General features: G+C 50.6%; 18 protein-coding genes. 16 read left to right on the top strand and 2 right to left on the bottom strand.

Annotated features, from left to right (window positions below; all coding sequences use genetic code 11):
* The first annotated feature begins 109 nt into the window (after window positions 1–109).
* Window positions 110–1,072, top strand: coding sequence for a hypothetical protein (locus tag DW922_RS02300; RefSeq protein WP_118725672.1), 963 nt, complete (start codon window positions 110–112; stop codon window positions 1,070–1,072).
* A 180-nt stretch (window positions 1,073–1,252) separates the two neighbouring features.
* Here DW922_RS02300 and DW922_RS02295 read toward each other — a convergent pair whose 3' ends face one another.
* Window positions 1,253–1,519, bottom strand: coding sequence for a hypothetical protein (locus DW922_RS02295; protein WP_118718631.1), 267 nt, complete (start codon window positions 1,517–1,519; stop codon window positions 1,253–1,255).
* Window positions 1,520–1,790: 271 nt separating this feature from the next.
* On the opposite strand from DW922_RS02295, the gene DW922_RS02290 reads away from it, so the two are divergent.
* The 9 genes from DW922_RS02290 (at window position 1,791) to DW922_RS02250 (ending at window position 12,842) form a co-directional block, all read left to right on the top strand.
* A complete protein-coding gene (locus DW922_RS02290; RefSeq protein ID WP_118725671.1) occupies window positions 1,791–2,888 on the top strand; it encodes a hypothetical protein in 1,098 nt (365 codons plus the stop codon).
* Window positions 2,889–2,951: 63 nt separating this feature from the next.
* Window positions 2,952–3,551 (top strand): spore protease YyaC, encoded by a 600-nt coding sequence (gene yyaC / locus DW922_RS02285; RefSeq protein ID WP_118718633.1) that lies wholly within the window; start codon window positions 2,952–2,954, stop codon window positions 3,549–3,551.
* Window positions 3,552–3,637: 86 nt separating this feature from the next.
* A complete protein-coding gene (locus tag DW922_RS02280) occupies window positions 3,638–5,026 on the top strand; it encodes a LysM domain-containing protein (protein ID WP_118725670.1) in 1,389 nt (462 codons plus the stop codon).
* A 44-nt stretch (window positions 5,027–5,070) separates the two neighbouring features.
* A complete protein-coding gene (locus tag DW922_RS02275; protein ID WP_118725669.1) occupies window positions 5,071–6,339 on the top strand; it encodes a DUF5711 family protein in 1,269 nt (422 codons plus the stop codon).
* Between the two features lie 110 nt (window positions 6,340–6,449).
* Window positions 6,450–8,438 (top strand): transketolase, encoded by a 1,989-nt coding sequence (gene tkt / locus DW922_RS02270; RefSeq protein ID WP_118718635.1) that lies wholly within the window; start codon window positions 6,450–6,452, stop codon window positions 8,436–8,438.
* Window positions 8,439–8,657: 219 nt separating this feature from the next.
* On the top strand, window positions 8,658–9,611 hold the full coding sequence (locus DW922_RS02265) for an ROK family glucokinase (protein ID WP_118725668.1): 954 nt from the start codon (window positions 8,658–8,660) through the stop codon (window positions 9,609–9,611).
* Window positions 9,612–9,951: 340 nt separating this feature from the next.
* On the top strand, window positions 9,952–11,619 hold the full coding sequence (locus tag DW922_RS02260) for a putative manganese-dependent inorganic diphosphatase (protein WP_118725667.1): 1,668 nt from the start codon (window positions 9,952–9,954) through the stop codon (window positions 11,617–11,619).
* Window positions 11,620–11,634: 15 nt separating this feature from the next.
* Window positions 11,635–12,315: a flavin reductase family protein gene (locus DW922_RS02255; protein WP_118718637.1), complete on the top strand. Its 681-nt coding sequence runs from the start codon at window positions 11,635–11,637 to the stop codon at window positions 12,313–12,315.
* The gene (locus tag DW922_RS02250) at window positions 12,312–12,842 is read left to right on the top strand and encodes a shikimate kinase (protein WP_118718638.1); all 531 of its coding nucleotides are present in this window, start codon (window positions 12,312–12,314) and stop codon (window positions 12,840–12,842) included. Before DW922_RS02255 ends, DW922_RS02250 begins: the two co-directional genes overlap by 4 nt.
* Before the next feature lie 35 nt (window positions 12,843–12,877).
* Here DW922_RS02250 and DW922_RS02245 read toward each other — a convergent pair whose 3' ends face one another.
* Complete coding sequence (locus DW922_RS02245; protein ID WP_118725735.1) at window positions 12,878–13,411, bottom strand: DNA-deoxyinosine glycosylase; 534 nt, start codon at window positions 13,409–13,411, stop codon at window positions 12,878–12,880.
* Window positions 13,412–13,620: 209 nt separating this feature from the next.
* On the opposite strand from DW922_RS02245, the gene DW922_RS02240 reads away from it, so the two are divergent.
* From DW922_RS02240 to DW922_RS02215, 6 genes are all read left to right on the top strand, one after another.
* Window positions 13,621–14,067 (top strand): hypothetical protein, encoded by a 447-nt coding sequence (locus DW922_RS02240; protein ID WP_207666281.1) that lies wholly within the window; start codon window positions 13,621–13,623, stop codon window positions 14,065–14,067.
* Window positions 14,064–15,005 (top strand): LysR family transcriptional regulator, encoded by a 942-nt coding sequence (locus DW922_RS02235; protein WP_118718639.1) that lies wholly within the window; start codon window positions 14,064–14,066, stop codon window positions 15,003–15,005. Before DW922_RS02240 ends, DW922_RS02235 begins: the two co-directional genes overlap by 4 nt.
* 196 nt (window positions 15,006–15,201) lie before the next feature.
* On the top strand, window positions 15,202–16,599 hold the full coding sequence (locus tag DW922_RS02230; RefSeq protein WP_118718640.1) for a Na+/H+ antiporter NhaC family protein: 1,398 nt from the start codon (window positions 15,202–15,204) through the stop codon (window positions 16,597–16,599).
* A gap of 118 nt (window positions 16,600–16,717) precedes the next feature.
* The gene (locus tag DW922_RS02225; RefSeq protein WP_118725666.1) at window positions 16,718–17,893 is read left to right on the top strand and encodes a M20 family metallopeptidase; all 1,176 of its coding nucleotides are present in this window, start codon (window positions 16,718–16,720) and stop codon (window positions 17,891–17,893) included.
* A gap of 412 nt (window positions 17,894–18,305) precedes the next feature.
* Window positions 18,306–19,178, top strand: a complete 873-nt coding sequence (locus DW922_RS02220) for a YitT family protein (protein ID WP_118725665.1) — start codon at window positions 18,306–18,308, stop codon at window positions 19,176–19,178.
* 276 nt (window positions 19,179–19,454) lie between these two features.
* Complete coding sequence (locus DW922_RS02215) at window positions 19,455–19,958, top strand: QueT transporter family protein (protein ID WP_118718642.1); 504 nt, start codon at window positions 19,455–19,457, stop codon at window positions 19,956–19,958.
* Window positions 19,959–20,005 lie beyond the last annotated feature (47 nt).

Raw genomic sequence — 20,005 nt, 5'->3', positions numbered from 1 at the left:
TATAATGATAGCTGTCTGAGACACCAGGGCAGCTGCACTTCCAGGTGGAGAGGATCCACACCTGGAAATTTTTGCAGCTGTAAAAGGAAAAGAAAGGGGAGCTGTTTTTATGCTGCAATTACTGGAAAGTGGCCGTGCGCTGTATGTGCTGACGGCAGCCTGTGTACTGGGAATCCTGACACGGATGATCACCAGACGTGCTTACAAAAGATTGCTGAAGGAAAGCAAAGACCTTTCAATGACAAAAAACAAAAGCTTAAAGGAACTCCGGCAGAGAGCGGAGAATACATACCGGGTGAACCAGGGACTGGTAGACAGCGGGGCCTGGCTGGAGCATCAGCTATATGATTTTAAAGCAATGGGGATCCGGCTTTTAAACTGGACCAGTCTTGGAATCCGGCTGACCTGGCTCTGCCTGCTTTTTGGCGGTGCCTGTGCATTCTTTTCTTACTGGTACCGGCTTGATACCTACTATGTTGTGATGTATGGAGGCGGAGCGGTATTGATGGCAATGCTTACAATGCTGTTTGATGGCGGCATTGCCGGAGATTTGAAAGAGCAGCTTCTGATCAGCCTGCAGGACCAGATCGATAATGTGATCGGTCCGAAGATGGCGCGGAACCTTTCTATGGAAAATGGACGCACGGAAGGCATGGGTGACCGGGGCGCACTGCGCAAGGTAAGCCGTCTGGTGGACCGGGCTGGCAGAATGGGCCGGGTGGAGCCGGAAGAGGAGCAGGAACAGGCGGTACAGTCCGTGCAGACGGCTGCCACAGCTTCTTCCGGGCGCAGGGAAAAACGCAGAAACAGTGGCCGCATGACGGTATCCGGAAAAACACCGGGAGTAGCAGCCGTCTCGTCCGGAGCGGCAGGACTGGGGCAGGCAGATCCCGCGCAGGAGGCGCCTGACCGAGAAAAGAGTATCCGGGATGCAGATTTTATTAAGCGGGGATTGGAACAGATGGCTGCAAGCCGGGAGAAAAACAGAAACGGTGATGAAAACTGGATCCGGGATCTGAAGCCGGAGGAGATTGAATTGATCGGAGATATTTTAAAGCAGTATCTGGCATAGCACCCGGAATGAAATAGTATAATAATTGAAATGTGTGGCATTGACAAAATCTTGTTGCCAGGCACACATGCATGAATTGCAACAAAGAAGGACGCATTTTCCATATTACAAGGAAAATGCGTCCTTTTTCTGTGGTGCATTACAGCAGTTTCACTGGTACGTGGCACCTATGGTAACATTTTATTCTTCTATCACTTCAATTTCCAGATAATCGAAATCGATCTGCTCAATGAAGCTGTCTTTGGTGAACCGTGTTTTTGCATGGCGCTTAAAGTCATTGATGTTGGAAGAGAGCCAGATTGGTTTCCCGAGATCAAATTCATAACAGATATCATCCAGCGCCTGAAATACCATGCTGGTGCGGGAGATGCTGTAATCGGTCAGGCAGATCACGGTGTCGGTTATGAGGTGGCTGTCTTTCCAGATTTTTCCCCACATACGAAACATAAATTTTGCTCCTTTTTGTTTGTAGCTGCTTCGTTTCCTCGCAGTTATGTTCATTTTTAGTAAACGGTACAGGTAATGGAATAACCTGGAGATTCCCGCTCACTATCCTAAGAGTATAGAAGATTTTTCCCCTTCTGTAAAGGCACTTTCACGTTACTGCTCACATTCCGGTCAGAAATAGTTGGACCAATCCATCCGATTGTAGTAAACTGTATATAATATATTGGGAAAAGCTTTTGCAAAAGACAAGCTTTCGAAGGAGGAAACTGTTATGGCGCAGACAATTGAGGAATGCCTGGACTATCTGGCAGCAGCCAGGGAATCTGTTGAGGAGCTGTCACTTGCAGCAGACCGGGAGGAGCAGTTAAAGCAGGATGAAGCCCGTCTGAAAAAATCCCTGGATGCAGAAAAAAAGCAGATGGCAGATGCCGTTGGAAGTACAGTAAAAAAGCGGAGAGAGGATTTAAGCTCCAGCTATGACGTAGAGATCAACAAAGCTCAGGACCTTCTTAAAAAGGCCCGGGCAAAGCGGGAAAAGGCGAAGAACCAGGGAATTAAGGAGCGGATCGCGGAGGAGACATCAGAGCTTCATGAGTACAACAAGGAGCTGGTCAGCCGCATGAAGGCAAAATTCCGGGAATACCATGCGCCGTCCTGGTGCCGGAGCCGCCTTTACTACAGCCTTTACATGCCAAGATGGGCGAAGGAGTTTTTCGGTCTTCTGATCTTTATCGCATTATTTTTCCTGGCGCTGCCGTTTGGCGTTTATGCAGTATTGCCGGAGCATAAGACCTGGTACCTGGCGCTTATTTATGTGGCCGATATTTTGGTGGTGGGCGGCATTTATATGTGGATCGGCAATCATACCAAGCTTCAGTATGCGGAGTGTTTAAGGGAGGGACGCCAGATTCTCGACCAGATGCGTGCCAACGATAAAAAGATCAAGGTCATCACCGGGACGATCCGCAAGGACCGCAACGAGTCGCTTTATAATCTGGAGAAATATGATGATGAGATCGCACGGCTGACCCAGGAACTGAATGAGGTGGCTGCGAAGAAAAAAGAGGCTTTGAATACGTTTGAGACTGTGACAAAAAACATTCTCCAGGATGAGATCGAGCATAGCCACCGGGAAAAGATCGGGGAGCTGGAGCACCAGTATGCGGATGTGAAAAAGCAGCTTCAGCTTACCACGGCAGAGGTGAAGGCACGCCGCCTGACCCTGACAGACCAGTATGGAAGCCATCTTGGAAGAGAATTTTTAGATCCGTTCAAGCTGCAGGATCTGAGCAATATCCTCCAGCAGGGACGGGCCACTAATATTAGCGAAGCGATCAGCGTTTACCAGGAAGAGGAAAAAAGCCGCTGACGCATAAAAGTTGTCCCATGTGCCTATAATAGGAGTAATAAAACGGCGCAGGCGGGATAAAACATGAAAAAGAAAACCAGAGAGCAGGACATATACTATTTCGATTCGAAGGAGCAGGAGGACACCGGACGTTGTGCCGGCATGCTCCGGCAGATGATCAGTGAGATCATGCAGCGGGAGAACCGGAAGGGTGTCCTGCTCTTTTGTATTGGAACAGACCGCTCGACCGGTGACAGTCTTGGTCCGTTGACCGGCCACAAGCTGAAGGCCGCCGGGCTGGAGGACTGCTTTGTCCAGGTGGTGGGGACACTGGATTGCCCGGTCCACGCCATGAACCTGGAGCAGGCAGTTTTCATGGTACACCGGTGCTACCCGGAGTATGTGATCGTGGCAGTGGATGCATCGGTGGGACAGACAGAGCACGTGGGCTGCATTACCCTGGGAAGAGGAGCGCTCCGCCCGGGACTCGGGGTGAGCAAGGAGCTGCAGGCGGTGGGGGATATTTTTATTACCGGGATCGTGGGAGGATACGGAAGCTATGACCCGCTCATGCTGCAGAGTGTGCGCCTTTCCGTGGTGATGCGGATGGCCGATTACATCTGTGCCAGTGTCCGGCAGGCACTGCGCCCGGATGTGCGCAGCTTTTGTCGAAGAGTTTTTTGAACGTGGTGACCGGAACTGACAAATTATACGCAGACTCCGTGATATGATGCATCAAAGTATAAAATATCATGTAGTGGGGTGAGGTCATGGGAGAACTTTATAATCCGTATCCGAAGCTGCCGAAGAATATCCGGCAGGTCGGGGAGCGGGACCAGGTGGTAAAGCTTTATATCGAGGATTATGTCAATACATATTTAAAACGGCTGTATCCGGCTGGCGGACAGGATCTGCGGGTCGGCCTTTTGCTGGGAGAGATCCGCACAGAGGACGGTGTCCCGTTTCTTTTTATTGACGGTGCCATAGAGATGGAGCAGGTAACAAAGGAAGGGGAAAAGGTAGAATTTACCGAGGAAGCCTGGAAGAAGGCGTATCAGGTTATGGAGCAGATGTTCCCGCATCGCAGTGTGCAGGGGTGGTTTTTGTGCGGGGCACCGGGCTGTGCGCTTAGCCCGCTTGATTACTGGAAGCAGCATGGGCAGTATTTTGCCGGAAAAAACCAGCTCATGTATTTAAATTCGGGCCTGGAAGGGGATGAGGCCATCTACACGGCATCGGAGGATGGGTTTTACAAGCTGCGCGGCTATAGTATTTATTATGAGCGCAACCAGATGATGCAGGATTATATGGTTTCCCGGAAGGATGCAAGACGGGTAGAAAGCGGGACGCGGGATACGGTGATCCAGGATTTCCGCGAGCGGATGGAGGACAACCGGCAGGGGGCGGCGAGGGCCCGGTCTGCGATCGGACTTTTAGGAGGTGCGTGCAGTGTTATGGCAGTCCTTGTCCTTGCCGGAGGTCTTGTGATGTTCGGAAACTACCGGAAGATGAAGGACATGGAGGCGGTCATTGCTTCGGTGATGCCTTCGGATGGAAAGTCTGGGGCATTCCGGTCCTTTGCGAGAGCAGATGGCAGTGATGAGGTAGAGGTGGAAGCTGTGCCGGGTGAGGTATACCCGACACTTGCAGATATTGTGATCAGCCCGGAGCAAGGAAGCGGCACAGAAAGTTCCGTACCGGCTGGGACAGAGGGTGGTAAAGCTGGAAACACCCAGACAGAAGCTGGTGCGCCGGCAGGCGGAGCGGGGGCAGAAAGCCAGGAAAAAGCAGGGACACTTCACGGCGGTAACGCCGGGGCTTCAGCGGATGCGCTGTCCGGGGAAACGGAGCGTGGTCCGGTGGTGAAGGAATCAGGAAACCATGCGGATGACCCAGCCGCGAAAGAAGCGGAGGCTGGCGCGGCTGCCCAGACACCGCTTCAGGGGGCTAAGACCGGTGTGGCTGCCCAGGCAGCAGCTTCCGTACAGATCCCGGCAGATGCAGTAAAGCATGTGGTGCAAGAGGGCGAAACCTTGTATGGAATCTGTATGGAGCAGTACCACAGTATGGCGCAGATCCCGCAGATCTGTGCATGGAATGGACTGGCAGATGAGAATCATATTTCAGTTGGGCAGGAGTTGTATCTTCCTGCAAAATGAGGTATACTGGAACGAGATATGTTACGCATTAGGAGACAAATGAGATGAGTGATTTCAGCTCCATGAGCAGAGAAAGCAAGAAAGATAAGCTGCGCAGACAGGTTGTCAGGCCGCAGCAGGCCGCATGGAACGCTGATCCGCAGGAAGACAGTGAGACGGTGGTGCGCAAGGCCCATAACCGGGTGCTGCGCCGCAGATGGGGACTGGTGCTCCTGCTTGTGCTTCTCGTTGCGGGAGGGGCAACCGCGTGGATCTTTTACCAGCGCAATTACCACTATTCCAGCTATGAAACAGCGTGGCAGGTGGATTTAAACGAGGGAAGCCTTGTTGGTTATGAAAGCTTTGGAACAAATGTTTTAAAGTATACAAAGGACGGTGCCTCTTATATGGATAACCGGGGACGCACGGTGTGGACGGAAAGCTATGAAATGAAATCTCCCATCGTTTCCATAAAGGGAGATTACGCAGCCATTGCAGACCAGCAGGGAAACAGTATTTATATCTGCAATACCGATGGTACACTGGGACAGGCTGTCACGGTGCTTCCGATCAGTAAGGTTGCAGTATCCGGTACCGGCGTAACGGCAGCAGTACTCGAGGATTCCACATCCAGCTACATAACCTTTTTTAAGAAGGATGGAACATCTCTCGATATTACGGTAAAAACGAATATGTCGGGTGACGGCTACCCGCTCGATATCGCACTATCGGAGGATGGCACCCAGCTTATGTGCTCCTTCGTGTACCTGCAGGGCAGTGAACTGAAAAACCGCGTTGTATTTTATGATTTTTCAGAGATCGGAAAGAATGTCCCGAACCGTCTGGTAGGCGGCTTCGACGATGAATTCCAGGGAGATATGGTCCCGCGGGTAACGTATATGGGTGACCCGTATTCCTGCGCCTTCTCCGGAAAGGCCCTGACCTTCTTCTCATCCCGGAATCTGGCATCTCCGGAGTTAGTGGAGCAGAGGGCAATCGATGAGCGGATCGACAGTGTTTTCTATTCCGATGAGTATGCGGCAGCCATTGTCCGCAACACCACCGGGGAGTATGGAAGCAGGCTCGAGGTTTATAAAAAAGACGGCACCCATGTGCTCAGCAAGGAATTCAATTTTGAATATACGAATGCAGATTTAGATGGAGATCTGATCATCCTGTATAATGAAGATTCATGCAGGATTTATAATATGAGCGGAACGGAGAAGCTTGATGCGGCCTTCGATTTCCCTGTATCAAAGATCAGAAAGGGACGGTTCCCGGGCACGCTTGTGGTGACTGGTCCCCAGCAGATGCGTGAGCTGAAGCTGCGCTAGCCGGACCGCTGGATCATTACGCCGCTGTAACTGCGTTTCAGTTATGTACAGGCTCCGGCAGCAAAAGAGGTATGCAATACAAAATCATATAATACCAGGAGGTCTCACCAATGAACACTATCGATACCATGTCTGTGAACGCGATCCGCGTATTATCCGCAGATGCGATCCAGAAAGCAAAATCCGGTCATCCGGGTCTTCCGCTGGGCAGTGCCCCGGCTGCTTATGAGCTCTGGATGAACCACATGAACCACAATCCGGCAGATCCGCAGTGGGCAAACCGCGACCGTTTCATCTTATCCGGCGGTCATGGCTCCATGCTGTTATATTCCCTGCTCCATTTATTCGGATATGGTGATCTGTCCAAAGAAGATCTGATGAATTTCCGTCAGTTAGGCTCCAAGACCGCAGGTCATCCGGAGTATGGCCACACCGTTGGTGTTGAGGCAACGACCGGCCCGTTGGGTGCAGGTATGGGTATGGCAGTCGGCATGGCAGCAGCAGAAGCACATCTGGCAGCAATCTTCAACAAAGAAAACTACCCGGTTGTTGACCATTACACCTATGTACTGGGCGGCGACGGCTGTATGATGGAAGGTATTTCCTCTGAGGCATTCTCCCTGGCAGGAACCCTTGGCCTTTCCAAGCTGATCGTATTATACGATTCCAACCGTATTTCCATCGAGGGAAGTACCGATATCGCATTTACCGAGAATGTTCAGGAGCGCATGGCTGCATTCGGCTTCCAGACCCTGGACGTTGCAGACGGCAATAACTTAGAGGAGATCGGCAAGGCGATCGAGGAAGCAAAGGCAGATACTACCCGCCCGTCCTTCATCACCATTCACACCCAGATCGGCTATGGCTGTCCGGCAAAACAGGGCAAGGCAAGTGCACATGGAGAGCCGTTAGGTGAGGAAAACATTGAGGCTATGAAAGACTTCCTCGGCTGGCCATCCAAAGAGCCGTTCTATGTACCGCAGGAGGTTTATGACCACTACAAGAAGGCAGCTGAGGAGAAGGCTGAGTCTGAGGCAGCATGGAATGTGATGTTTGCTGCATACTGCCAGGAGTACCCGGAGATGGAAGCACTCTGGAACCAGTACTACGGCGGTACCGACGAGCTGGCAAAGGCTCTCATGGAGGATGAATCCTTCTGGGCAAATAGCGAGAAAGCTGAAGCAACCCGTAACCTTTCCGGTAAAGTCATCAACAAGTTAAAAGACCGCATGCCGAACCTGATCGGCGGTTCTGCTGACCTGGCACCGTCCAACAAGACCAATATGAGCGATGCAGGTGATTTCTCCAAGGCAGACTATGCCGGAAGAAATATGCACTTTGGCGTGCGTGAGCTGGCTATGACCGCAATCGGAAATGGTATGATGCTGCACGGAGGACTGCGTACCTACGTATCCACCTTCTTCGTATTCAGTGATTACACCAAGCCGATGGCACGTCTGTCTGCTCTGATGAAGCTGCCGTTAACCTTCGTATTCACCCACGACAGCATTGGTGTCGGCGAAGACGGCCCGACCCATGAGCCGATCGAGCAGCTGGCTATGTTCCGCGCAATGCCGAACTTCCATGTATTCCGTCCGTGTGATGCAACCGAGACGGCAGCTGCATGGTACAGCGCAGTAACCTCCAAGACCACACCGACCGCACTGGTACTGTCCAGACAGAACCTGGCTCCGATGCCGGGAAGCTGCAAGGATGCTTTAAAGGGCGGTTATGTCATCGATGACTGCGAGGGAACCCCGGACCTGATTCTCATCGCTTCCGGTTCCGAGGTAGAGCTTTCTGTAAAGGCAAAAGCAATCCTGGCAGCAGAGGGCAAGAAGGTCCGCGTCGTATCCATGCCGTGCATGGATCTTTTTGAGGAGCAGTCTGCTGAATATAAAGAGTCCGTACTCCCGAAAGAAGTGCGCAAGCGTGTTGCCGTAGAGGCACTGAGCGACTTCGGATGGGGCAAATATGTTGGCCTGGACGGTGCATGTGTCACCATGACCGGTTTTGGAGCAAGCGGCCCGGCTTCCCAGCTCTTTGAGCATTTTGGATTCACCGCAGAGCATGTTGCTGAGGTAGCACGCAGCCTGTAACATTCATTTGCAATTGATACCGCATTGCGTAAACAGTAACGCGTGAACAAGTAACACGATACCGCCTGGCAGAAAAACTGCCGGGCGGTTTTTTCTTGCATTCATCTCAGAATTCTTTTATACTACATACAAGAAATACAAGATTTTGGAAAAGGGGTGCCTGTTTCTAAAAGGAAAGAGGAACAGGGGAAGACCCTGATCGGAGAAAGGAGTTTGGCCATGTGCGAAAACGGAAAGAAATGTATTGGTGTTGATGTGGGGGGAACCTCCGTCAAGATTGGTTTATTTGAGACAGACGGTACCTTACGGTTTAAGTGGGAAGTTCCCACCAGAAAAGAAGAGGGCGGCCGGTATATTTTAGAGGATGTGGCTGCTTCCATCCGGGAAGTGCTGGCGGAAAGGGAGATTCATTTAGCAGATATCCTGGGAGCCGGACTCGGTATTCCGGGACCGGTCCTGCCGGACGGTTACGTGGAGGTCTGCGTAAACCTTGGCTGGAGAGATTTGAATCCGCAGAAGGAATTAAGCGCCCTGTTAGACGGCATTCCGGTTAAGAGCGGAAATGATGCCAACGTGGCAGCGCTTGGTGAGATGTGGCGTGGCGGCGGTATGGGCTTTACCGATATTGTCATGGTAACGCTCGGGACCGGCGTTGGCGGCGGCATTATTATCGATGAAAAGATCATTGCAGGCAAGCATGGACTGGGCGGCGAAATCGGTCATATCCATGTCCGCGATGAAGAGTGGGAGCACTGCAACTGCGGCGGCGTAGGCTGTGTAGAGCAGATCGCCAGCGCAACCGGCATTGCCAGGGAAGCAAGACGCCGTATGGCGGCAGAAGAGACTCCTTCCGCACTTCGCCAGTATGGCGATGACGTAACCGCAAAGGATGTTCTGGATGCGGCAAAGGCAGGGGATGAGCTGGCGCTTTCCGTTGTCGAGACGGTAGGACGTTATCTGGGACTGACGCTGGCAACCATTGCCATGACAGTCGATCCGCAGATGTTTGTCATTGGCGGCGGTGTATCAAAAGCTGGTCAGTTTTTGATCGATATCATCGACAAGTATTACCAGCATTACACCCCGATCTCAGAGAACAAGGGCGTTATTGGTCTGGCAAAGCTGGGAAATGATGCGGGAATCTACGGGGCAGCCCGTCTGGTTCTTGGTTAGAACTTCACATGTATCAAAAAAAGAAACGCCCGGAGCATGATTGCTCCGGGCAAACTATTGCAAAACCGCGTAAAATCGTATAAAATGAGGAGACCCCGGTGGACTTTCGTCCAGCCGGGGCAATTATGAAAAATCTATGTGCAATTTGACTGTTTCATCAAGTTACAACCTTTTCTTAAGTTGTTTTCAGTATAGGAAAAAGTTGTGAATAAATTATGAACGACACATGAACAAAATGTAAAAAGTAGTGCAAAATTAATAATTATCTTTCGTGAAGTGCAGTTTCTTTGTGAAAATAGCAAAAAGAAAAATTGGTAACAACCACTAAGAGGAGGACATTATGTCAGAAGAGAGAAGAAGACGGACGATCGTGATCGGTCATAAAAACCCGGATACCGATTCCATCTGCTCCGCAATCTGCTATGCAGCATTAAAATCCAAGATCACCGGAAAAGAGTATGTTCCGGGCCGTGCAGGTCATGTGAATGAGGAGACCCAGTATGTGCTGAACTATTTTAACGTAGAGGCACCGCAGCTGATCGAGAGCGTAAAGACACAGGTCAAGGATATCGAGATCCGTGCGACCAAGGGTGTAAACCGCAACATTTCCTTAAAGAAGGCATGGAACCTGATGCAGGATGCCCACGTTACAACCTTACCGGCAGTCAGTGAAAACGGCGTGCTGGAAGGCCTCATCACTGTTGGCGATATCACCAAATCCTACATGAACGTTTTAGACAGCAGCATTTTGTCTAAGGCACATACCCAGTATAAGAACATTCTGGAGACACTGGAAGGTGCAATGGTAGTCGGCGACGAGAACGACTATTTCAATCAGGGTAAGGTTCTGATTGCAGCTGCAAACCCGGATATGATGGAGTATTATATTTCCGAGCATGATCTGGTTATCCTTGGAAACCGTTACGAATCCCAGCTGTGCGCGATTGAGATGGAGGCAGACTGCATTATCGTCTGTGAGGGTGCTGCCGTTTCCATGACCATTCGCAAGCTGGCACAGGAGCATGGCTGCACCGTTATGACCACTCCGTACGATGCTTACACCGCAGCACGTCTCATCAACCAGAGTATGCCGATCGGACATTTCATGAAGACCGAAGACCTGATCACCTTTGAGGACAGTGATTTTATCGATGACATCAAAGAGGTTATGGCAAGCAAGCGTCACCGTGATTTCCCGATCTTAAATAAAGATGGCAAGTACCTCGGCATGATCTCCCGCAGAAACTTACTGGGCGCAAAGGGCAAGCAGATCATCTTGGTAGACCACAACGAGAAAAACCAGGCTGTAGACGGTCTGGAAAATGCCGACATCCAGGAGATCATTGACCATCATAAGCTGGGAACCGTTGAGACCATCTCCCCGGTATTCTTCCGCAACCAGCCGGTTGGCTGTACCGCAACGATCGTATACCAGATGTATCATGAGAATAATGTAGAGATTGACAAAGCGACCGCAGGCATGCTGTGCAGTGCGATCATTTCCGATACCTTGTTATTCCGTTCTCCGACCTGCACCCCGGTCGACAAGATGGCAGCAACCGAGCTTGCAAAGATCGCTGAGATCGATATGGACCGTTATGCGGCAGATATGTTCTCAGCAGGCAGCAACCTGCGCGGCAAGAGCAATGAGGAAATCTTCTATCAGGATTTCAAACTGTTCAATTCCGGCAAGATCAGCTACGGCGTAGGTCAGATCAGCTCCTTAAACGCAGACGAGCTGACTGAGTTAAAAGACCGTCTGCTTCCGTTCTTAAAGAAGCCGCACGAGGAGCACGGGGTAGATATGATCTTCTTCATGCTGACCAACATTCTGACAGAATCCACCTCTCTTCTTTGCGAGGGAGAGGGTGCAGAAGATCTGATCCGTCTGGCATTCCATATGGAAAATGCCAGTGATGATGCAGAGGCGAATGTCGTAGAGCTTCCGGGCGTGGTATCCAGAAAGAAACAGCTGATCCCGTCGATCATGATTGCCAGCGAGGCATAAGAGGAGAAGATTATTATGGGAAAACAGAGTTGGCGGGGCGGCAATATGCTGTACCCGGTACCGGCCGTAATGGTAAGCTGTGCACGGCCTGGCGAAAAACCAAATATCATAACGGTAGCCTGGGCCGGGACCGTCTGCTCTGCCCCGGCCATGCTCTCCATTTCCGTGCGCAAGGAGCGCTATTCCTACGACATCTTAAAGGAGACCGGAGAGTTTGTTGTAAATCTGGTGACAAAAGACCTGGTCTTTGCAACCGATTACTGCGGTGTGAAATCCGGCCGCGACACCGATAAGTTCAAAGAGATGAAGCTGACACCCCTGCCATCGCAGCACATCAGCGCACCCGGCATTGCCGAGAGCCCGCTGAACCTGGAGTGCCGCGTGAAACAGGTGGTGGAGCTTGGAAGCCATGACATGTTCATCGCGGAGATCGTGGGTGTGACGGTGGATGACCGTTACATGGATGCGAAGGGAACCTTCCATTTAAATGATGCGAAGCTGGTGAGCTATTCCCACGGAACCTATTTTGAGCTCGGAGAAAAGATCGGAACGTTTGGATATTCGGTGCGGAAAGATTCGGCAAAAGCTGGTACGAAAAAGAAAAAAGAATCCGCAAAAACCTCCGGCAGAACTGGAAATAGAAGCGGAAAACTTTCAGAAGCAGCGAAGCACACACGCAGGAGGAACGCAAAATGAAATCAAACATTACTTTAGTAGGCATGCCGGCTTCCGGCAAGAGCACCATCGGCGTTTTGCTGGCAAAGCGCCTGGGTTATTCTTTTGTTGATGTAGATATTGTGATCCAGGAAAAGACCGGCCAGTTATTAAAAGAGATCATTGCAGAGCGCGGGACGGAAGGCTTTTTAAAAGTCGAGGAAGATGTTAATGCAGGACTGGAACTGGAGCATTCCGTGATCGCCCCGGGCGGCAGTGTTATCTACGGCCCCAAGGCGATGGAACACCTGCATGAGATCAGCACGGTTGTGTACCTGAAACTGAGCTATGAAGATGTAAAGCAGCGTCTTGGCGATTTAAAAGACCGCGGCGTAGCGTTAAAAGACGGTATGACACTTCTGGACCTTTACAAGGAACGTGTGCCGCTTTACGAGAAGTATGCAGATGTGACCATCGATGAGACAGGAAAAACCCTTGGTGCCTGTGTCGATGAGCTGCGAAAGATTATGGAACAGCGGATGGAAGACGGAAAGCAGGCGCGCCCATAGATTTTTGCGTGTTCCATGCAAAGGGCTCCGTACAGTCAGAAACCGGAAATGACTGGTTTTATGACCGGCTCCCAGCTTTCAGCCAGCCGCTCCAGGGAAAAGGCAGCATTGGCCGGACTGGTGGACGGACAGAGAATGGCAGGCCGTCCGGTGAGCGGTTCACAGTAACGACTGTAAAGCTTAAATGCAGTACCGCCGTTTGTGATGATTGTGTGGATATCTGCTGTTTTTAAAATGCGGCTGATATCTGCCGGGACCGCGTTTTTGATGCTGCTGTCGCTGGAACCCTTAATATCGCAGGATGCGATGACATCCCAGAGAGCAAGACCATGTGTAAGAAGCATGGTCTTTTTTTCGTCTATGGATTGAGGAACCGGAACATTCAGAAGCCGGGCCATGAGTTTCCAGAACCGGTTTTGCGGGTGTCCGTAATAGAACTGGTTCTCCCTGGACTTTACGGAAGGGAAACTTCCCAGGATCAGGATACGGGAGTATGTGTTAAAAACAGGGTCAAAGGTGTGCTGAACGTGGGTATAACCCGGAGGCAGGGACAGGATGCCGGAATTCATAAAAACCTTCTTTCTGCGGGAGTCGTTGATATTTGGATCTTCCTGCTTGTAAATTGTGTTTGTCTGGTTGTCATTAACTGTATGCTTTTTCTGCCGGAAAGTCAATTTTTTCTTTGTAACCTGTGCTATACTATATCTTATATGATGCGAGAAGTGCGGTTGCTCTTGATCAGGGAGAAACTACAGCAGGAAAAAGAAAGGGTGAGATCATGGAGCTGGATGAGAAACAGAACGCAGTGTCAGGACTTCTGGAAGACTTTTCGGAGGAACATCTCTGGGAGTGCATTGTGGCGTTTCAGGGAGAATCGTTTTTGACGATGTCCGGACTTCCCTATACTTATACGCTGAAACAGGGAAAACGCGGTGGCTTTACCAGAGAATTGTGGGTAGACCGCAGAGAAAACAGCAAGTCCATTACCTGGAGTTCCGTCCGGATGGCATTTCAAAACGTATTGAAGATGAAAGAAGCTCTTCCAGATGGCGGGAAGCCTTATGTGAAACGGCCAAAGGCGCTGGGAGATATCCGCGGAGTTTCCTATATTTATCCGCTGTTTTCCCGCTTTGTACTGATTGAGACAAATCTGGATAGGGAAAGAACATGTGACGGGCAGCTTTGTATGCAGCTGGAAGAAAATACAGAAGGTGAGACAGCATGAATTTAAAAGAACAGCAATATGTATGCACGCTGGCGCGGTGCCAGAGTATTTCCCGGGCAGCAGAGGAGCTTTTTATCTCACCGTCGGCACTAAGTGTCTATATCAGCAATCTGGAAAAATATCTGGGAGTCCGCCTGTTTGAGCGGACGGGTAAGGGAAAAGCATTTGTGCTGACGTCTATTGGAGAAGAGTATGTGGTGCGCGCAGAAAAAATGCTGGAATTAAAGGCAGAGTTTGATGGCCTTTTGGAAAACGAACTGCATAAAAGCCATGCGACGATCCGGGTAGGAATCCAGCAACGGCGCGCCATTTCCATTGTACCGGAGGCGCTGCAGCGTTTCATGGAACGTTATCCGGATGTGGACGTGATCTTCCGGGATGGAAATCTTGAAGATCTGACGGGGATGTACCGGGATGGAACGGTGGATTTTATGATCTCCATTTTCCGGGATGAATTGCCGGATGCGGTCTATAGGGAGATTGCGAAAGAACAGGTACTTCTGGCATTGCCGGATACCCACCCGGCAATCCAGTATGCATATCCGGTTGAGGGAGATGATTTTTTGCATCTGGATATGCAGTATTTAAACCGGGAGACTTTTATTGTTCCTACGCAGTCGCAGAGTATGCGCAGAACAGCAAACCACATTTTTGAACAGGCCCGGATCCGCCCGGGGCGCCTGATCGAGATCGGGCATTTCGATATTATCATGAGCATGGTAAACCAGGGACTCGGAGTCGGCTTTAACCGGCTCGGCTACATTAAGGATATGCAGAAATTCGACCATGTGCGCTATTTTCTGATCGGGAAAGATACATACGAGTCCAGCCTGGTACTGGTTTACCGCAAAGGACATGTGATATCAGAATGCGAGCAGTATCTGATGGATATTTTAGAGGATACGATCCGCCAGCGATACCAGATGGATGCGCAATAAGTGAGGAAACTTTCGCCGGTCTATCACCAGCATTCCGAAAGTCATGTGGAGTGGATGCAAAACATGACAAAAACTACACGAATTCGACAAACAATTCAAAAAATTTAAAGATACTTTAAAAAAAACAAAATGGAAAAAAATTGCCGCTCCTGTTATACTTTAACACAATAAAGTTTAACAGGAGGTGGCTTTTTGTATGAGTACCAAGAAAAAGTTTCGCGTACCGCACAGTTTCGTGATCGTATTTTCTATTATTATTGCAGCTGTGCTCTTAACCTGGATCATTCCGGCCGGTGAGTATGTCCGTGTGGAGAATGCGGATGGCATTAAGGTCATTGATCCGACCCAGTTCAGTTACATCCAGAGAACGCCGGTTAACCCGCTGCTGATCCCGATGTACATTGTAAAAGCATTTGTAAAACGTGTAGATATCATGCTGGTTATCTTATTCTCCGGCGGTGCATTCCACATGCTGACCCAGTCTGGCGCACTGCAGGCAGTGATCGCAAAGCTGGCAAAAAAATTCTCCAACAACCTGTATGTGTTCATTCCGATTCTGACCCTGATGTTTGGTCTGATCTGCACCACCCAGGCTGTGAACATGTTCATCGCATTTGCTCCGGTCATGGTCATGCTGGCTCTGGCAATCGGACTGGATTCCATCACTGGCGCAGCCATCATTTTGCTGGGCGGCGCGATCGGATTTTCCACCGGTACCTTAAACCCGAATACCACAGTTGTTGCGCAGAAGATTGCTGAGCTTCCGCTCTACTCCGGTATCGGATACCGCTGGGTATGTTTTGCTGTTTACTATGTGATCACCAATATTTTCCTGGTACGCTATGCGTTAAAGATCAAAAAGGACCCCACCAAGAGCCCGATGTACGATCTGGACCAGACCAGTGAGCTTCGTGCCGGAGGCGGTCTGGATGATTTCGGAACCATCGATACCCGCAAGGTCTTAAGCATCATTGCTCTGGTTGTTTCCCTGGGTGTTGTTATTTACGGCAGCATCAAGCTTGGCTGGGATATGCCGGAGATGGCAGCTATGTTTATCTGGCTGGCGATCATCGTAGGATTTATTTCCGGTTTCGATACTGAGACCATTTCGAAGAACTTCCTGGAAGGCTGCAAGAAGATGATGTCTGCCATGATCATCATTGGTCTGGCACAGTCCATCAGCACGATCATGTCTGACGGTAAGATCATCGATACCGTTGTCCATGCCCTGGCTGGCGGCCTTGGCAGCGTGCCGACCCTGTTACAGGCACCGGCTATGCTGATCGCAAACACCATCATCAACGTATTCTTAACTTCTGGTTCCGGACAGGCAGCAGCTGTTATGCCGATCCTGGTACCGCTTTCCGACCTGATCGGTGTTACCAGACAGACCGCAGTCCTGGCATTCAACTTCGGCGACGGCTTCTGTAACTACATCCTGCCGACCTCTACCGCACTGATGGGTATCATCAGCGCCTGCAACATCCCGTATGACCGCTGGATGCGTTTCATGTGGAAGATGTTCGCAATCTGGCTGGTTGTCGGTACGGTTCTGCTTGTGATTGCACAGCTGATCAATTACGGACCAATGTAAAGTTACAACAATTGCAACATGCGAGGATATCCGGAAGTTGCATAAAAGGTACGGTTGGCGCGCTGCTGTTTGTGCAGCGTGTGGGCCGTAATGTATAAAAGGAGGAATTGTGGAAATCATGAGTGATAAGAAATCCCTGTTTCAGGCCATCGATGCGCAGCGGGATACGCTGTGCTCCATGGCAGACCAGATTTTTGATAACCCGGAGTATGAGGGCGAAGAAGTTTTTGCGAGCGGTCTTCTGACCGATTATCTGATTGCGAATGGCTTTGATGTGCAGATGGGCGTTGGCGGCTTCAAAACTGCGTTCCGTGCCACCTACAGCCATGGCGAAGGAGGCCCGGTGATTGGCATTCTGTGTGAGTACGATGCGCTCCGCAATCTTGGTCATGGCTGCGGACATCACATGCAGGGTCCGGGCTGCCTTGGCGCGGCAGTTGCCTTAAAGAACCTGGATACTGATAAGTCGTTCCAGTTAGTGGTATATGGAACTCCAGCAGAGGAAACCTTCGGTAGCAAGGTCCAGATGATCCAGAATGGCTGCTTCAAAGAGCTGGATGTTGCACTGATGATGCACGGCGGCCCGAATACCTGTACCGATATCAAGTGTCTGGCACAGAAAAGTTACAATGTTACGTTCCACGGACACCGCGCCCATGCAGCGCTTGCGCCGGAAAAAGGCAGAAGTGCATTCGATGCAATGCTGGTGGCATTCCAGGGCGTAGAATTCTTACGGGAGCATGTGCCGGATGATGTGCGCATGCACTACTGCATGACCGAACTTCCGGGTCCGTCCAATGTAGTTCCGGCTACCGCAAAAGGTGAATTTTCCTTGCGTTCCTTCTCCAGAAAGGAACTGGAAGAAGTCAGCCTGCGCTTCCAGGACATCATCAAGGGCGCTGCGCTGATCGCAGGCGTTACTTATGAGATCGAGGAAGGAACCTTCTTCTACAATAAGATTCCGGTGCTTGGCTTAAACAAGCTTCTGATGGAGAATGCTGAGCTTGCGGGAGCACCGCAGCTGGCACCGCCGAGAGAAAAGACCGGTTCCACTGATTTTGGCAATGTCATGTATGAGATCCCGGGTTCCTGCATCCGTGTGGCATTCGTACCGGAGGGAACTGCTTCCCATTCCCAGGAGTTCGTAGATGCGGGCAAGAGCGAGAACGCACATAATTGTGTGATCTATGGTGCAAAAGCCATTGCCGGTGCCTGCTACGACCTGATCACAACAGACGGACTGATGGATCAGATCAAGGAAGAATTTGCGGAAAATAGAAAGAAAAATCAGTAACAAACGACAAAATATGGTATAATGAGCGCAAGTGAGCCAGGAGCGTGCGTGCACGATCTTGGCAAACGGCGAGACAAGCGAGTGACAGAGTCACGAGAAAGAAAAGAAATGCTGCTTGCATGGATTATAGAAGAGACGCAGCTGCGAGGGTACAAAACCTCTTGCAGCCGCGAAGAGACTATTTTCGTGCAGCGGCTACATGAATGAGAAGAGGGCTGACGGGAAAGTTGGTCCTCTTTTTTATTACGGTGCGTATCGAGGGACCGTGGTTCTTGTTGTGCACCGGTCAAAGAAAACCGTGAAGCAGTATACTTGCGCTAAGGCGGCTGATTGCTGAAGCAACCAGGGAGAATCATGAAGGAATAACTTAGCGTTGGACGGCTGGGCGCCAGACGCAGGAAGGAGACATGTGATGAGTAGAAAGAAAAAATGGAAAGAACTGGGACTGGATGCATTGTTTGATTTTGCCGGGGCCTTTTTGCAGGCAATCGGAATCTGGTGTTTTATCGAGCCAAGCCACGTTGCGCCGGGCGGCGTGTCTGGTATTGCGCTGATGTTAAACCATTTGTTTTCCCTGCCGATTGGTACAATGAGTCTGGTATTTAATATCCCGCTTCTTCTGGCTTCCTGGTTTTTACTGGACCGGGAAATGACTCTCAAAACGATCCGCACGGTTATCTGGATGAGTGTGGTCCAGGATTTTGTCTCTGCGTCCGGAATATGGCAGTATGAAGGAGACCGTCTGATCGCCTGCGCGTTCGGCGGAATTTTTGCCGGAGTCGGCATGGCACTGATCTTCATGCGTAATTCCACAACGGGCGGCGGCGATATCCTGGCCAAGCTTTTGCAGAAGCTCCGTCCTTATATGCAGACCGGCTATGCAATCATGCTGGTGGATTTTGTGGTTGTCGGTGCTTCCATTCTGGTGTTTGGTGAGATTGAGGCAGCCATGTACGGTATCATCTCCATTGTCTGCACAACCCAGGCCATGGATACCATTCTCTACGGTATGAACCGGGGAAGCATGATCACGGTCCACTCCGAAAAGAACGAAGAGATCGCCCAGGAAATCATGCAAACCCTGGACCGTGGAACTACATTTTATAAGAGCATCGGCGGCTACAGCGGGAAAGAAGGCCTGACCCTGACTTGCGCCGTGGACCGCAAACAGTTTCACCTGGTAAAAGAGATCATTGACCGGCATGATCCGAAGGCCTTTATTATCGTGTCACCGACCAAGGAAACCTATGGGGAAGGATTCCTGGGGGGTTACCGGAACTTGTAAGATGAATGAATAATAAATTGTAAACAGAGAATCGCAGAACTTTATTCTTGATTTTGCATAGAGCCTATGCTATACTCTTCCACGTTGCAAAGCCCATAAAAACAAGGTCTTACAGGGCTATCGCCGATTTCCGGCGTAGGTCATATACCGTTGGTATATGCCTCCGCAGCAGTTGCCAGATGCACATATAACGTGTTTGCCTGGAACATTGCTGCGCGAAAATGAATCGAGTGTTCGTGACCTTCCACTCGTAAAACAAAACTAAAGGAGAATCATATGATGAACGAGAGGTACAACTACAACTCTGTAACCGGCCGTCTCACCCAGAGTGCAGCCATTGCAGCCATTTATGTGGCACTGACCATGATCGTGGCACCGATTGCATTCGGACCGATCCAGTTCCGGATTTCCGAAGCACTGTGCGTGCTTCCGTATTTCCTTCCGGGTGCAGTACCAGGCATTACCATCGGCTGTTTCCTCGCAAACCTGCTTTGCGGAGCAGCACCGCTCGATGTGGTGTTCGGCAGCATCGCAACCCTCATCGGGGCACTGGGTTCCTACTATCTTGGAAAGAAAAGCAAATGGCTGGTATGTGTTCCGCCGATCCTTTCCAACACCATCATCATTCCGTGGGTCCTGCGTTATGCCTATGGCTCCACAGATCTGATTCCGTTCGCTATGGTAACTGTTGGAATCGGAGAGATCCTGGCAGTCGGAGTGCTCGGAAATATTCTGTTGCTCGCGCTGGAGCGGCATCACAGAGCGGTATTTGCACAGTAACAATATTGCACAGTAACGAACGAGGGCCGAAAGGTTTCGTCCCCGCC

The sequence above is a fragment of the Clostridium sp. AM42-4 genome (genome assembly GCF_003480105.1).
Classification (GTDB): Bacteria; Bacillota; Clostridia; order Lachnospirales; family Lachnospiraceae; genus Brotaphodocola.
Note: the sequence above shows the minus strand (reverse complement) of the source record. Positions and strands in the feature narration are given on the sequence as shown.